The organism is Reyranella sp. GW821-FHT12G01 (genome assembly GCF_058806575.1).
Window position 1 is genome coordinate 411,845 of record NZ_JBXAPV010000002.1, and the last position, 14,726, is coordinate 426,570.

General features: G+C 66.0%; 14 protein-coding genes. 7 read left to right on the forward strand and 7 right to left on the reverse strand.

The features are described 5' to 3' along the window. Positions 1–58: 58 nt before the first annotated feature. From AC1RP5_RS21415 to AC1RP5_RS21425, 3 genes are read right to left on the reverse strand one after another with little or no spacing between them, the layout of a single operon-like run. Positions 59–1,690, reverse strand: coding sequence for a hydantoinase B/oxoprolinase family protein (locus tag AC1RP5_RS21415; RefSeq protein WP_493114063.1), 1,632 nt, complete (start codon positions 1,688–1,690; stop codon positions 59–61). Then, positions 1,690–3,759: a hydantoinase/oxoprolinase family protein gene (locus AC1RP5_RS21420; RefSeq protein WP_493114065.1), complete on the reverse strand. Its 2,070-nt coding sequence runs from the start codon at positions 3,757–3,759 to the stop codon at positions 1,690–1,692. Before AC1RP5_RS21420 ends, AC1RP5_RS21415 begins: the two co-directional genes overlap by 1 nt. A gap of 13 nt (positions 3,760–3,772) precedes the next feature. Then, on the reverse strand, positions 3,773–4,741 hold the full coding sequence (locus AC1RP5_RS21425; RefSeq protein WP_493114068.1) for a Bug family tripartite tricarboxylate transporter substrate binding protein: 969 nt from the start codon (positions 4,739–4,741) through the stop codon (positions 3,773–3,775). A 99-nt stretch (positions 4,742–4,840) separates the two neighbouring features. On the opposite strand from AC1RP5_RS21425, the gene AC1RP5_RS21430 reads away from it, so the two are divergent. Beyond that, the gene (locus tag AC1RP5_RS21430) at positions 4,841–6,436 is read left to right on the forward strand and encodes an AMP-binding protein (protein ID WP_493114070.1); all 1,596 of its coding nucleotides are present in this window, start codon (positions 4,841–4,843) and stop codon (positions 6,434–6,436) included. A gap of 152 nt (positions 6,437–6,588) precedes the next feature. On the opposite strand, the gene AC1RP5_RS21435 is transcribed toward AC1RP5_RS21430, so the two are convergent. Further along, positions 6,589–7,389, reverse strand: coding sequence for an enoyl-CoA hydratase/isomerase family protein (locus tag AC1RP5_RS21435; RefSeq protein WP_493114071.1), 801 nt, complete (start codon positions 7,387–7,389; stop codon positions 6,589–6,591). A gap of 74 nt (positions 7,390–7,463) precedes the next feature. Here AC1RP5_RS21435 and AC1RP5_RS21440 point away from each other — a divergent pair, with 74 nt between their 5' ends. Continuing rightward, the gene (locus AC1RP5_RS21440; protein ID WP_493114073.1) at positions 7,464–7,853 is read left to right on the forward strand and encodes a RidA family protein; all 390 of its coding nucleotides are present in this window, start codon (positions 7,464–7,466) and stop codon (positions 7,851–7,853) included. Between the two features lie 9 nt (positions 7,854–7,862). Here AC1RP5_RS21440 and AC1RP5_RS21445 read toward each other — a convergent pair whose 3' ends face one another. Genes AC1RP5_RS21445 through AC1RP5_RS21455 form a run of 3 tightly spaced genes read right to left on the reverse strand, consistent with a single transcriptional unit; the run spans position 7,863 to position 10,356 of the window. After that, positions 7,863–8,630, reverse strand: a complete 768-nt coding sequence (locus AC1RP5_RS21445; RefSeq protein WP_493114075.1) for a C13 family peptidase — start codon at positions 8,628–8,630, stop codon at positions 7,863–7,865. Positions 8,631–8,653: 23 nt separating this feature from the next. After that, positions 8,654–9,313: a TetR/AcrR family transcriptional regulator gene (locus AC1RP5_RS21450; RefSeq protein ID WP_493114077.1), complete on the reverse strand. Its 660-nt coding sequence runs from the start codon at positions 9,311–9,313 to the stop codon at positions 8,654–8,656. Continuing rightward, on the reverse strand, positions 9,310–10,356 hold the full coding sequence (locus AC1RP5_RS21455; protein WP_493115239.1) for a phosphotransferase: 1,047 nt from the start codon (positions 10,354–10,356) through the stop codon (positions 9,310–9,312). Before AC1RP5_RS21455 ends, AC1RP5_RS21450 begins: the two co-directional genes overlap by 4 nt. A gap of 125 nt (positions 10,357–10,481) precedes the next feature. Here AC1RP5_RS21455 and AC1RP5_RS21460 point away from each other — a divergent pair, with 125 nt between their 5' ends. The 5 genes from AC1RP5_RS21460 to AC1RP5_RS21480 all read left to right on the forward strand — a co-directional run bounded on the left by AC1RP5_RS21460 (position 10,482) and on the right by AC1RP5_RS21480 (position 14,722). After that, positions 10,482–11,297, forward strand: a complete 816-nt coding sequence (locus tag AC1RP5_RS21460; protein ID WP_493114078.1) for a sulfite exporter TauE/SafE family protein — start codon at positions 10,482–10,484, stop codon at positions 11,295–11,297. Between the two features lie 164 nt (positions 11,298–11,461). Continuing rightward, positions 11,462–11,872: a tripartite tricarboxylate transporter TctB family protein gene (locus AC1RP5_RS21465; RefSeq protein WP_493115241.1), complete on the forward strand. Its 411-nt coding sequence runs from the start codon at positions 11,462–11,464 to the stop codon at positions 11,870–11,872. A gap of 1 nt (position 11,873) precedes the next feature. Next, on the forward strand, positions 11,874–13,382 hold the full coding sequence (locus AC1RP5_RS21470; RefSeq protein ID WP_493114080.1) for a tripartite tricarboxylate transporter permease: 1,509 nt from the start codon (positions 11,874–11,876) through the stop codon (positions 13,380–13,382). 30 nt (positions 13,383–13,412) lie between these two features. Beyond that, the gene (locus tag AC1RP5_RS21475) at positions 13,413–14,369 is read left to right on the forward strand and encodes a hydroxymethylglutaryl-CoA lyase (RefSeq protein ID WP_493114082.1); all 957 of its coding nucleotides are present in this window, start codon (positions 13,413–13,415) and stop codon (positions 14,367–14,369) included. Continuing rightward, complete coding sequence (locus AC1RP5_RS21480) at positions 14,366–14,722, forward strand: cupin domain-containing protein (RefSeq protein WP_493114084.1); 357 nt, start codon at positions 14,366–14,368, stop codon at positions 14,720–14,722. The genes AC1RP5_RS21475 and AC1RP5_RS21480 overlap by 4 nt, the downstream gene beginning before the upstream one ends. Positions 14,723–14,726 lie beyond the last annotated feature (4 nt).

Consider the following 14,726-nt stretch of genomic DNA (forward strand, 5'->3'; position numbering starts at 1 on the left):
CGATACACTCTTGTTGCAGCGAGCGTAACGACCGCTGCCGGGAGGTTCAATCGCCCTCTTAGTCGTCGCCTTGATAGGCTGACTGCACCGTCACGTATCCAGCTGCGATGTCGGCAGCGAGTGCCGCCGCAGAGCGAAGCTTGGGATCGCCATGGCCACCACCGCCCGGCGTGCCTAGCGAAACGGTGTCGCCTTTGTTCAGCACATACTGCTTCTTGGGATCGGTCTTCTCGCCGTTGATGCGCAGTTCGCCCGGCGCGCCGTCCTTGCCGCCCTCGATGCCGAAGGCGGGAAAGAGCGTGCGTTCGGCGAGGAACGACACGGCGATCGGCGTCTCGCTGCGGCTTTCGATCAGGATCTCCTGTCCCAGCCCGCCACGATGGCGGCCGGCGCCGCCGGAATCGGGACGCAGCTTCTTGTGATGGAAGCGCAGTGGCGCGATGTGCTCGCTGATCTCGATCGAGGTCGAGCTGACGTTCGACGGCCAGGAGAGGCACGTCACGCCGTCGCGCTGCGTGTTGCCGCCCATGCCGCCATTGTAGAAGAACATGTTGGCGTAGGGCTTGCCGCCTTCGCGCACGCCAGACTGGTTCATGCCCCACATCGGCGAACCGCAGGCCGCCATCACCCGCTCCGGCACGATCTGGCCCAGGCAGCCGAACACCAGCATCGGGATGTAGTGACCGATCAGCATGCGCGAGCCGCCCGGTGCGGGGAATTGCGGATTGACGATGCAGCCCGGCGGCGCGGTGAGCGTGATCGGCCGCCACGCGCCTTCATTGTTGGGCAGGTTGGAGTTGGTGCAGACCTTCACTCCGTACATGCACATTGCGTTCGTGTAGCACATGGCGCAGTTGATCGCCCGATCGACCTGGGCGTCGGTGCCGGCGAAGTCGATCAGGATCTCGTCGCCCTTGATGGTGAGCGCCATCTTGATGGTGATGGGCTTGTCCATGATGCCGTCGGTCTTGAGCTCGCTGTGATAGGTCCCGTCCGGCAGTTCGAGGATCGCGGCCCGCATCGCCGCCTCGCAGCGCCCCTGGATCTCGCGCGCGAGATCGGTGAGGTCGGGCAGCCCGTAATTCTCCATAAGGACCAGCAGGCGATCTTCCATGAGATCGAGCGCGACGATCTGGGCATAGAGGTCGCCCATCGTCTGGTCGGGCGTGCGCACGTTCTTGCGGATCAGCGCCACCAATGTCTCGTCCGTCTTGCCCGCCGCCATCATCTTCATGGGCGGGATCTGCAAACCTTCCTCGAAGACCTCGCGCGGCTCGGGGCTGCGGATCTTTCCGCCGATGTCAGGCACGTGCGCCGTCGTCGCGCTGAAGGCGATCAGCTTGCCGTTGCGGAAGATCGGCTTGGCCAAGGTCACGTCGGGCAGATGGCCGGTGCCCAGCCAGATATCGTTGGTGATCAGCACGTCGCCGGGCGAGAGCTGATCCTCCGGGAAGAAGCGCAGGAAGTGCTTCACTGTCTCAGGGAGCGTGCCGATGAAGCTCGGGATGCTTTCGCTCGCCTGCACCAGCGACTGGCCAGACGCATCGGTGACGACGCAGGAGAAGTCGTAGCTTTCACGCACCAGCGTCGAGAATGACGTGCGCACCATGGCGGCTGCCGCCTCGTCGACCAGCGAGATCAGCCGGCGCCATAAAAGTTCCAGTTCGATGGCATCGAAGGTGCGTGACATCAGTTTGCCTCCGCCAGGATGGAACCGTCGGCCAGCAGCCGCGCCTTGGAATTCGGTCCGACGATGAAGGTGCTTTCGTTTTCCTCGAACACGGCAGGGCCGTCGATGCTCACGCCAGGTTCGAGGGCGTAGCGGTCCCACACCCGCGTCGGCAGCGTCTTGCCTTCATCGGGAAAGAACACCGGCCGCATGCCCTTGAGCGCGGCGGCCGAGGCGTGCCGCGGTAGTTCGAGCTTGCCGCCGGTGCCGGGCATCGGCGCACTGACCGAGAGGCGAAGCGCCACGAGCTGGATCGCGGCACCCGGTGGCGTCCGGGCAAACAGGGCCTTGTAGGCGGCCTCGAATGCTACTTTCACGGCGGCTTCCGTCAAAGGCTGTGGCAGCACGACCGTGATCTCGCTGCCCTGGCCAATGTAACGCATGTCGGCGAGGTGACGGACCGTGCGTGCCTCGACATCTGCGCCCGTCAACCGAAGGACATCGAGCGCTTCCCTCTCGAGGCCAGCGAAGATGCGCCCTGCCGCGGCGAGATCCGCACCCGCCAGCGCCGTGGTGAAGCTGGCGACGCGATCCACGCGCGCGGGCGCCATCAGCATGCCGATGGTGCTGCCAGCCCCCGCTCCCGGCGGGCATACGACGCGACTCACGCCGAGCTTACGCGCGACATGCCAGGCATGGACTGGACCCGCGCCGCCCGTCGCAAGAAGCGCATACTCCGACGGAATGCGTCCGCGTTCGGCGATGGCGACACGTGCCGCGCCCGCCATGTTCTCGTTTACGACGTCGTGCACACCGAACGCCGCGCGGCCTGGCTCGACACCCAGCGCGCCCGCGAGCTTTCCGAACGCCGCGTTCGTCGCCACCGCGTCGATCTTCATGGCACCGCCCAGGAAGAAGTCGGCGTTGAGATAGCCCAAGGTCAGGTCGGCATCGGTCACCGTCGCTTCGGTACCGCCGCGACCGTAGCAAGCCGGTCCCGGCTGAGCGCCGCTGCTCTCGGGACCGACATTCAGCGTACCGAGATCGCTCTTGTGGGCGATCGAACCACCGCCAGCACCGATCTCGATCAACTCGACCGTGGCAATCTGGATCGGCAGGCCCGAGCCGCGCAGGAAGCGCTTTTCGCGTGCCGCTTCGAAGCCCCAGGCGACGACCGGCTCGCCATCGTCGACCAGCGCCAGCTTGGCGGTCGTCCCGCCCATGTCGAAAGCCAGCACGCGCTCCAGCCCGGCATTGCGTCCGAACCAGGCACCGGCCAGCGCGCCCGCCGCCGGACCGCTTTCGAGCAACTGCACCGGCGCCCGCTTGGCTTCGCTCACATGGGTGAGCCCGCCATTGGACAGCATCAGGAACAGGCCGCCGGGAATGCCCTCGGCGCGCAGTGCCTGCTCCAGCCGTTCCAGATAGATCTCCGCCAGCGGCCGCACATAGGCGTTGGCGACCGTCGTGCTGGCGCGCAGGTATTCGCGGATTTCCGGTGCGATGTCGGACGACAGTGAGATCGACAGATTCTGGAAGCGCTCCGCGACGGCCGCACCGATTGCCCGCTCATGCGCGGCATTGGCATAGGAGTGCAGGAAGCAGATGGCGAGGCTTTCGACGCCCTGCTTCACCAGGTCGGCGACCTCGGCCAGCGCCGCGTCGACGTCGAGCGCGATCTCGACGCTGCCGTCCGGTCCCAGCCGCTCCTTCGCCTCGCGACGCCAGGCGCGCTGCACCAGCGGCTTGGGCATCTCGATGAAGAGATCGTAGAGCTCGTACTTGCGCTCGCGCGCGATCTCCAGCACGTCGCCGAAGCCGGCCGTGGTGAGCAGGCCCGTCTTCGCACCCTTGCGCTCGATCAGTGCGTTGGTGAACAGGGTCGTCGCATGGACGACGCGCCCGATCTCCTGCGGCTTGGCACCCGCCTTCTCCAGCACCCTTCGCGTGCCTTCGAGGGCGCCACGGGCCGGATCGTCCGGCGTCGTGCTTTCCTTCCAGATGACGGCCCGCCCGGTGCGCGGATCGTGAATGACGAGGTCGGTGAAAGTTCCCCCGATGTCGATCCCGAGGGAAAGCGGCGCACTCATTACACGTCCTTTGCTATTCGGCCTTCACATTGCCCTGCTTGGCGACCCTCGCCCAGCGCTCGCGGTCCTTGACGATGTAGGCGGCGAAAGCATCGGGCCCCTGATCGATCGGCTCAAGCCCCTGCTTGGCCAGCGTTTCGGCATTCTTGGGGTCGGCGATCGCTTCCATGAAGAGCTTGGCCAGCGCCCCCTTGATGTCGGCCGGCAATCCGGCCGGTCCCATCAGGCCGAACCAGTTGTTGATGTCGAGCGCGGGAATGTCCTTGGTGAGCAGCGGCAGCTCGGGCGCCAGCGCCGACGGCTTGGTCGACGCAAGTGCCAGCACGCGCACCTTGCCGCCCCTCGCCTGCCCGATCAGTTCGGACACATTGCCAAAGAATACGTCGACGTTGCCCGCCGCCACGTCGGCGATGGCCGGTGCGCCGCCGCGATAGGGCACATGGATCAGTTTAAGGCCACCCGCCTCGGCCGCCAGGAACTCCGCGCCGAGCTGGTTGGTCGAGCCGAGGCCGGTCGAGGCGTAGCTCACCTTGCCGGGATTGGCCTTTGCATAGGCAACGAACTCGGGGATGGTCGTGAACGGCGCATCCATGCGCACGATCAGTGCCATCGGCACGCCGACCAGATTGCAGATCGGCGTCAGCTCCTTGTCGAGATCGAGCGGGATCTGCGAGCCCGGCACCACCGGGCCGACCGCAAGCTGGCCCATGATGCCGATGCCCACCGTGTAGCCATCGGCCGGCGCCTGCGCGACCGCCTTCAGGGCAATGAAGCCGCCGGCGCCGGTCTTGTTGTCGACCACGACGGTGTAGCCGTGCTGGCGCTGGATGGTTTCTGCCGCAATGCGGGCGGCGATGTCCGCGGTTCCGCCGGGCGCATAGCCCACCAGAATCTTGATCGGTTGCTTTGGCACCCATTGCTGGGCGCGCGCCGACGTTGCGGCAAGGACGAACGGAGCAGCAAGCAGGCTTCGACGAAACATCACGACCCCCAATCCCCAATGCCGAGCGTCAGGCAAGGCTCGTGCCGGGTCAACCCACCACGCTTGAGATGAAACAGTCTTCGGGTAGTCTCCGCGCGCATGCCTCTCGCCCAACCCGCCGCTGATGTCTGGACCCTGGTCGCCGACATCGCCGAACAGACGCCCGATACGCCCGCGTTCTTTCACGGCGACCGGACGATCTCCTTCCTGGAGCTGACCGAGAGCGCGCGCCGCGCGGCGCAGGGTCTGGCCGACCTCGGCGTCGGCCCAGGCGATAGGGTGGCGCTGTGGCTGCCCAATGTGCCGGCATATCCGATCCTATATCTCGCCTGCGTGCGGCTGGGCGCCATCGCCGTTGCCGTGAACACGCGCTATCGCGGCGTCGAGGTCGCCGACATCGTCGGCCGTTCCGGCGCCAAGGTGCTGGCCTGCGCACCGGGCTTCCGCCGCATCGACTTCCTGTCGATCCTGGCCGACATCGAACCCAAGGCGCTCGAAAGGCTCGCGGCCATCGTCACGGTCGGCGACGAGCCGGCTTCGGTCCCGTCCGCCATCGAGAGCCTGCGGCGCGTGCCTTACGAGCGGCTGCTATCGCGGCCGCGCCTCGGCCTGAACAACGCGAAAGCCAGCGCACCCTGCAACATCTTCACGACCTCAGGGACAACGAGTGCGCCCAAGTTCGTGCTGCATCGCCAGGGCGCGATCGCCGGTCACGTCCAGCAGGTGGCCCGTGCCTTCGGCCTCACCGCGCCCGACACGCTGTCGCTGTCGATCCTGCCGATGTGCGGCGTCTACGGTTTCGACCAGACGATGGCCACGCTGGCGGCCGGCAGGCCTTGCGTGCTGGTCGAGTCCTACGAGATCGACGAGATCGCGCGGCTGATCGCCCATCACCGGCCGACGACGCTGTTCGGCAGCGACGACATGTATGCCCGCCTGCTCGACGCGGTGCCCGGCGACATGCCCTTCCCGTCGGTGAAGTGGGCCGGCTATGCCGCCTTCAACGCCTCGCTCGACGACATCGCCGAGACGGCCGAGAAGCGCGGCCTGCGCCTCTGCGGTCTCTACGGCATGAGCGAAGTCCAGGCGCTCTATTCGATGCAGCCGATCGACGCCGAGGTGGCGCGCCGCAAGAAGGGCGGCGGCGTCCCCGTCTCGCCGCTCGGCCATGTCCGCGTCCGCGATCCCGAGACCGGCGAATTGCTGGGCGTCGGCCAGGCCGGTGCGCTCGAATGCGCGGGGCCCTCGCTGATGGTGGGCTACTACGGCAATGACAAGGCCACCGCCGAGACCGTGACCGCCGACGGCTACGTCCGCACCGGCGATCTTGCAGAACTCGACGGCCATGGCGGCTTCACGTTCCTCAGTCGCATGGGCGACGTGCTGCGCCTCTCCGGCTTCCTCGTGAACCCGCTGGAGATCGAGACCCACCTGCAGAAGCTGCCGGGCATCGCCGGCTGCCAGGCCATCGCGGTGCCGCGACCGGACGGCGTGAAGGTCGTCGCCTTCGTCATCCTGGCGCCCGGCACGTCGCTCGACGAAGCCGGCGCCATCGCCCACTGCAGGCACGGCCTCGCCAACTACAAGGTCCCGATGAGGGTCTTCGCCATCGACGACTTCCCGAAGACGCCCTCACCCAACGGCTTCAAGATCCAGCGCGCCAAGCTTCGCGACATGGCGCTGGAGCGGCTTTGAAGCACTTCCCAATAAAAACCGTCGTCTCGACCGGAGCCTCGCGAAGCGAGGCGTAGTGGAGAGACCTTCTCTCGACGATTAGCCGGCTTTTGGTGGCGCGAAGGTCTCTCCGCTCCGCGCTGCGCGCTCCGGTCGAGACGACGGGCTTTTGGTCAGCGACCCTTGAACTTCGCCGGCTTGCGCTTTTCGGTGAAGGCGCGCGCCGCTTCCTGGAAATCCTCGGAGAGATAGAGTCGCTCGGGCGCGGTCTGGTGCATGATCTCGCGCGTCATGCGGTCCATGTACCAGCGCCGCGTCCGCACGGTGGAGCGCACGCTGAGCGGCGGGTTCTTCACCACGTCGCGCGCGAGATCCCGCGCCATGTCGAGATACTTGCCCTTGGGCGCCACGCGATTGATCAGGTTCGCCTTGAACGCTTCCTCCGCCGTGAAGTAGCGGCCAGCCAGCGCCGCTTCCATCGCGAAGGCGCCGCCGCCACGGAACTGCATGATGCCCCAGTACCGCCCTGCGCCGAGGCCACGCGAGGTCTCGGTGATCTGGAAGCGCGTGCCCTCTTCCGCGACGATCAGGTCGCATTCCAGCACGACGCCGACCGAAAGGCCGAGCACATAGCCATGTGGTGCGGCGATGACCGGCTTCCAGTTCACCGACTTGGTCAGCAGGTCGGCCGAATGGGTGCCCCGTCCCTGCGGACCGCCGAGCCGCAGGAACTCCTCGCGGCTGCGAAGCTGGCGCTGCTTCACGTCGGCGCCGCTCGAAAAGGCGCGCCCGCGACCCGTGATGATCGCGATCTGCGCCTCGTCCTCCATGTCGAAGCGGTGCAGCGCATCGGACAGCGCGCCGACCAGTTCGTCATTGAAGGCATTCAGCTTGTCGGGGCGATTGAGCGTCAGGGTGACGATCTCGCCGTCGCGCTCGTACTCGACGAGCGTACCAGTCTGGCTTTGGGTCATCGTTCCTCCTGCAGCGAGCATTTGCCCCGGCGGAAGGAAATGCAATGCTCCGCTCTTCAGAGGGAGAGAAACGAATGGCCAAGCGCAAGAGCATCAACTACCCGGGCTACAGCCACCAGAACCCGATCCCCAATGCCAGCCGCATCGGCAACATCCTGATGTCGAGCATCATGAACGGCACCGAGCCCGGCACACGCACCGTCCCACCCGATCTCGCCGGCCAGGTCGCCAACATCTTCAAGCACATCAAGCTCTGCGTCGAAGCAGCCGGCGGCACGCCCGACGACATCATCAAGATCAATTTCTGGATGAAGACACCGTCAACTGGTCGCGCGGCGCTGAACGACGAATGGGTAAAGATGTTTCCCGACGAGGCGTCGCGCCCCGCCCGCCACACGCTTCAGCTCTCGGGCGACAGCCCGCACCAGGTGACGTGCGACTTCACCGCCGTGATCGGCGGCTGACGGCTACGACTACCGGCCAGGCAACTTGAGATTGGCGACCGCGGATCCCACGAAGATCTGCGGCAGCGACGGCGTCGGGATCCCCAGGCTCTTCTCGAGGTTCTGCACGCAGGTGCGGGTGGTCTCGGCAAGCTGGCTCCAGGTCGTGGCGGCGTCGAACTGCTGCAGCAGGCACTGGTCGTAATAGGCAAAGGTGCTGCCGGTGCCGCAGCCGAAGCTCGAGCGATCGGCCGCTGCCGCCGTCAGTATCACGCGGTTGGGCTGGCGCATTTCAGGCGTCAGGAAGACACCGCTGTGGCAGGCCGAGACGATGACCACCGTCGGCAGGGTGCCGCATCCCGCATCCAGTGCGTTGTCGAGAGTGCCCGGCCGAATGACACCGTTGGCCTGGCGCAGCACGACGCCGGTTTCGTTGCCGTGGCTGGTGATGAAAGCGAGGCACGCCCCGCCGCCATTGGCATTGCGCAACGCGTTCGAAACGTTCGCCGCATTGGCGACCAGCGCCCACGGATTGCGCTTCGGATCGGACGTGAGCAGGCGGATGTCCAGCACGCCGCGCGCCGCGAGCTTGTCGCGCAGCGCATCGATGCCGTTGTCGAAGGACGGGCTGTTGTTGTCCCCGGCGATCAGCACGGCATGCCAGCGCGCCGCCGGCACGTCGCTGGGCACGGCGCCCGTCACGGGGGTACGAGTGGCCGGTGGTGCCGCGTCGGAATCCGGGGTGCAGGCGATGAGCGTCGCCAGCAACGCGACCAGGGAAACGACGCGAACCAACATGCCTTGCAGCTCCTGATGATGACTCAAGCCTGCGGCGTGGCTCCGACGACGCGCAATGCCATGTCGGTGTAGAGCTTCGCCATCTGCTCTTCGGTGAGATCTCCACCGGGACCGTACCACATCGAGACGTGGGTGCATTGGTCGAGCAGCGACATGGCGATTGCCTTGAGATCGTGCTTTCCGTCGATGCGCGGCGGATCGAACACGCCCTTTTCGATTCCGTGCGAGAGGATGGTCACGACGATGTCACGAATGGCGCGGCGGCTGCGGCGGATGTCGGCGACGCGCGCGGTGTCGAGCCAGCCGATCTCCCGGTTGGCGACCAGCGCTTCGACGCGCAGCCGGCAGTGGCGCATGACATAGACACGCACGAACGCCGCGAGCTCGGCGCGCGGATCGCTTCCCGCTCCCGCGACGGCCTGCTGGCACAGACGCTCCAGCTCGCCTTGCGTCGAGGCGATGATGTCGTGCAGCAGCTCGTCCTTCGACTTGAAGTGATTGTAGAGCGCGCCCTGCGTGAGACCGCAGGCCTTCATGATGTCGCGCACCGTAACCACCGGATAGCCGCGCTCGGCGAACTGGGCGAAGGCCGCGGCGCGGATCGCCTCGACCGGCGGCCGCGCCTCGCGCTCGGCAACTGCTGGCGGCTCCTCGACGGCGCTCAGGGTCTTGCGCTTGCTCATCGCGAGGCTCCAGACATCTTGTCGACGATCGCCCAGGCGAGATCGGCCGCAGGCTTCACCAGCTTGCCCGACTCGGCCGCCCGCACGTTCGAGGCGGTGCCGTCGAGCGAGCGGGCATAGACGCCCTGGCGGATGCACGACACACGGAAGAGATTGTAGGCCATGTAGAATTCCCAGAGCGCGGACTCTGGCACGGCGCGTTTTGTGAGGCCGCTGTAGTAACTCACCATCTCGGCTTCCGTCGGCAGACCGAGTTCGGCGAGGTCGTGACCTAAAAGGCCGTTCCAGTCCTTGGGCGTGCGCCAGAGCATGCAGAGATAGGCAAGCTCGGCCAATGGATCGCCGAGAGTCGAGATTTCCCAGTCGATGATGCCCAGCACGCGCGGCTCGCGGCTGTGGAAGATCATGTTGTCGAGGCGGAAGTCGCCGTGGACCAGCACGGTCTCGTCGTTGGTCGGCAGGTTCGCCGGCAGCCAGTCGAACAGCCGGTCCATCGATTCGATCTTCTCGGTCTCCGAGGCCTTGTACTGTTTTCCCCAGCGCGAGATCTGGCGGGCGACGTAGCTGCCCGGGCGGCCGAAGTCGGAAAGGCCGAGCGCGACGTAGTCCACGTTATGGAGCCGGGCGAGCGCCTCGAACTTGGCGCGATAGATGTCACGCCGTCCCTCTTTCGGCACGTCCGGCAGGGTCGGATCCCACAGCACCCGGCCGTCGCAATATTCCATTATATAGAACGGAGTGCCCACGACGCTCTCGTCGTCGCTCAGCGCATAGGCCTTCGGCGTCGGCACGTCGGTGCGGTTGAGGGCCGAGATCACACGGAATTCGCGGTCGACCGCGTGGGCGGACGGCAGCAGCTTGCCGGGCGGCTTGCGGCGCAGCACGTAGCGCCGGCCACCGCCGTCGATCAGCCGATAGGTCGGGTTGGACTGGCCGCCCTTGAACTGTTCGACCTGCAAAGGCGGCGTGAAGCCCTCAACATTGGCGGACATGAATTCAGCCAGCGACCGCTCGTCGAACCGGTGCTTTTCCTGCACCGGCATCGTGCCGCTAAAGTCCTCACCCCGCCTTGCCACCCGAGAAGCCTCCTGAACGAGCGTTCATATGGTCAGGAGTTTGCTCGCCCGGTGGGGCGCACGCAATATCGACCAACGGGGGACAAGAACGCGTGGAAGCGCTGCTTTCGGCCTATCCGCCGACCGCCTGGGCCGCACTCCTGGCGACAGGTGTGCTGATCGGCCTGCTCGCCGGATTGCTGGGAGTGGGCGGCGGCATCGTGGCCGTCCCGGTCCTGCTGGAAATCTTCGAATTCATCGGGATCGGCCAGCCGCTGGCGGTCTCGCTCGCGGTCGGGACGGCGCAGGCCAGCATCCTCATCGCCTCGACCACGGCAGCCGCCGCCCACTGGCGTGCCGGCACGATTGACCGCGACCTGGTCCGGTCATGGCTGCCGGCCCTGATGCTCGGCGCCGTGGTCGGCCTCGCGGTGGGACCGTTCACGCCATCATGGGTGCTCACGACCCTCTTCGCCGTGATTGCCGCCGGACTTGCCCTCAAGATGGCGGTTGGCGACCGCCTCATTATTGGGCAGCAACAACCTCAAGGGCTGCTCTCGTATCTGCCGCCGGCGATCGTCGGCGGTCTGGCCGCCGCCGTCGGCGTGGGCGGCGGCACCTTGAGCACGCCGGTCCTGACGCTGTTTTCATTCCCTCTGAAGCGCGCGATCGGCGCGGGCGCGCTGTTCAATCTGGTGATCGCCGTCCCCGCGACCCTCGTCTTCCTGGCAATGGATGGCGGCGCACCGGGCCGGCCAGGCGATGCCGTGGGCGACGTTGCCCTGTTTTGCGTTGCGACCCTGTCGTTGCCCGCGCTCTTTGTCGCGCCAATAGCAGCGCGATGGTCCGCAAACGCGCCCGTGTCCCTGCTGCGGCGCTTGTTTGCACTCTGCCTCGGCGTAATCGCAGTCCGTCTGCTTCTCAGATAGTGCACTTAGCACTTGTAATGCACTTGGAGCTTGGGCAAAGCGGCCGAATTGTGTTTAGCTGTTGGCGGTCCGGGGGTTCGGACCCAATAGCACACTGAAGACGACGCGTTTCTGGGGAGGCATCGTTGAATCGATTCCTAAGCAAGGACTTCTTGTCCGGGCTGATGTTCATCGGCTTTGGATTACTCGCACTGTATTTTGGGCAGAAACTCGCACTGGGCACGCCGGTTCGCATGGGACCGGGCTACGTGCCGCGGATGCTTTCACTCACTCTGCTGGCGCTGGGCGTACTGGTCTGCATCGTGGCCCTGGTGAGCGGCAGTGAGCCGGTCGAACGGCCGAAGTGGAAGCCGATCACCTTGGTGACCATCGGCATCGTCTGCTTCGCGTTGCTGTTCGAGCGCGCCGGCCTGATCCCCGCCCTGGTCGTGCTGATCATGATCGCCTCGCTGGCCGGTGAGGAATTCAAGCTCACGGAGGTGATCGGCAACATCGTCGTCCTCTCCGTCCTCTGCACGCTCGTCTTCAAGGTCGGGCTGGGCATGAATATCTACATCCTGCGCGGAGTCTGGTGAGATGGAGCTTCTCGACAATCTCGCGCTGGGCTTCAGCGTCGCCTTCTCGTTCCAGAACCTGACCTACGCGCTGCTGGGCTGTCTGCTCGGCACGCTGATCGGCGTTCTTCCCGGCATCGGCCCCGTGGCGACCATCGCCATGCTGCTGCCCATCACCTTCCACCTGCCGCCGACCGCGTCGCTGATCATGCTCGCGGGCATTTACTACGGCGCGGCCTATGGCGGTTCGACGACGTCGATCCTGGTCAACCTGCCGGGCGAAGCGGCTTCGGTCGTGACCTGTCTCGACGGCTACCAGATGGCGCGGAAAGGACGCGCGGGTGCCGCGCTATCCATCTCGGCCGTCGGCTCGTTCTTCGCCGGCACCGTCGGCACTGCGATCATCGTGCTCTTTGCAGAGCCGCTGACTCGCATGGCGCAGAAGTTCGGTCCTGCCGACTACTGCTCGCTGATGGCCCTCGGTCTCGTGGCCGCCGTCATCCTGGCCAGCGGCTCGGTGACGAAGGCGATCGCGATGATCTTCCTCGGCCTGCTGTTCGGCCTGGTCGGCACCGACGTGAACACCGGCGCCCAGCGCTTCACCTTCGACGTACCGGAACTCAGCGACGGCATCGACTTCGCGCCGATCGCCATGGGCCTGTTCGGTATCGCCGAGATCGTGGTCAACCTCGAACGACACATGACGCGCACCGGCGGAACCATCAAGGTCACCAGCTTGTGGCCGACCATGGACGAGGTGCGTCAGGCGGTTCCGGCTGCCCTGCGCGGCACCTTCCTCGGCGCAGCACTCGGCGTGCTGCCCGGCGGCGGCCCGACCCTCGGCGCCTTCTCGGCCTATACGCTGGAGAAGAAGATCTCGCGTCGTCCGCAGGACTTCGGCAAGGGAGCGGTCGCGGGCGTCGCGGCCCCGGAGGCGGCGAACAATGCCGCCGCCCAGACCTCGTTCATCCCGATGCTCACGCTCGGCATCCCGTCCAACGCCGTCATGGCGCTGATGGTCGGCGCGATGATCATCCAGGGCATCCAGCCCGGCCCCGAGGTCATGACCAAGAAGCCGGACCTGTTCTGGGGCATGATCGCCTCGATGTGGATCGGCAACGCCATGCTGGTCATCATCAACCTGCCGATGATCGGCATCTGGGTGAAGCTCCTGACGGTGCCGTACCGCTTTCTGGCACCGGCCATCCTGCTGTTCTGCTGCATCGGCGCTTACAGCCTGCAGAACAGTACATTCCATGTGATGCAGGTCGCCGTGTTCGGCGTGCTCGGCTACATCTTCGTTCGCCTCGGCTGTGAAGGTGCACCGTTCCTCCTGGGTCTGGTGCTGGGCCCGCAGATGGAGGAATACTTCCGGCGCGCCATGCTGCTTTCGCGTGGCGACCCGATGGTCTTCCTGCAGCGGCCGATCAGCCTGGGTCTGCTCATCACGACGGCGCTGCTGCTGATCCTGATGGCCTTGCCCAGCTTCAAAAAGGCGCGCAAGGAAGCATTCGTGGAAGAGGAGGGCTGACGCCCTCCTCCAAAAATCCGGAGGATGGAAATGTCCGACCTGCCCAAGCGCGTGACCATCGACGAGGAGGGTCCTCGGGAGGGCTTCCAGTCGGAGAAGAAGATGATCCCGGTGGCCGACAAGGTCCGCCTCATCGAGGCGCTTGCGGACACCGGGTTGAAGCGCATCGCCTGCGTTTCCTACGTCAATCCCAAGCGCGTGCCGACCATGGCCGACGCCGAGGAAGTCGCCTCCAGGATCGATCTCAAGCCCGGCGTGCAGTACAGCGCGCTGTGGCTGAACCAGCAGGGCCTCGAGCGCGCGCTTCGGGGCCCTCTGCATGTCGACGGCGGCGTTCGCGTCACCGCCTCCGACACCTTCTCCCGCAAGAACATCGGCAAGTCGGTCCCCGACGCCATGGTCGAGCAGCGCATGTCGCTCAAGACCTTCAAGGACCGCGGCATGCCGGTCGAATGGGGCGTCATCCTGGGCGCCTTCGGCTGCAACTACGAAGGCGAGCTGTCGACCGGGCTGATCCTCGAGCGCGTCCAGCTGGCGCTCGACGAGGCCGAGCTGGCCGGCTTCAAGCTCAAGGGCATCAAGCTCACCGACGCGATGGGCTGGGCCACGCCCGCCTCCGTCGAGCGGCTGATCGGCGCCGTGCGCTCGAAGTGGCCCGACCTCGAGATCGCGCTGCATCTCCACGACACGCGCGGCACCGGTGCGGCGGCTGCCTATGCCGGCCTGCGCATGGGCGTCACCAAGTTCGACGCCTCGGTCGCGGGCCTGGGCGGCTGCCCCTTCGCGGCGACCGATGGCGCGGCGGGCAACATCTGCACCGAGGACTTCGCCTTCATGTGCGAGGAAATGGGCGTGGAGACCGGCCTCGATATCGACCGGTTGATCGACGTCGCCAAGCTCGCCGAGGAGATCGTCGGCCGTCCCCTGCCCGGCCACGTGATGCGCGGCGGCACCTTGAAGGCGGCGCGCCGCAAGGTGGCGGCATGAACGTCCAGACGCTCGCCGGCATGGTGCCGGATTCTACCTACGTGGACGTCAAGGACGTGCCGTGGCAGCCGACGCGCTTCCCCGGGATCGATTGGAAGATCCTGATGGAGCAGAAGGAGACCGGCCTCTCGACCGTGCTAATGCGCTGGGCGCCGGGCGCGCGCCTGCCCAAGCACGAGCATGTTGCGATCGAACAAACTTACGTGATCGAAGGCTCGTTCTCCGATCACGCCGGCACCTGCAGCGCCGGGAATTACGTGTGGCGACGGGCCGGCAGCCGGCATGATGCATGGACCGACGAAGGCTGCCTCATGCTTGCAGTGTTCCTGAAGCCCAACACCTTCTTCGATTGAAGGT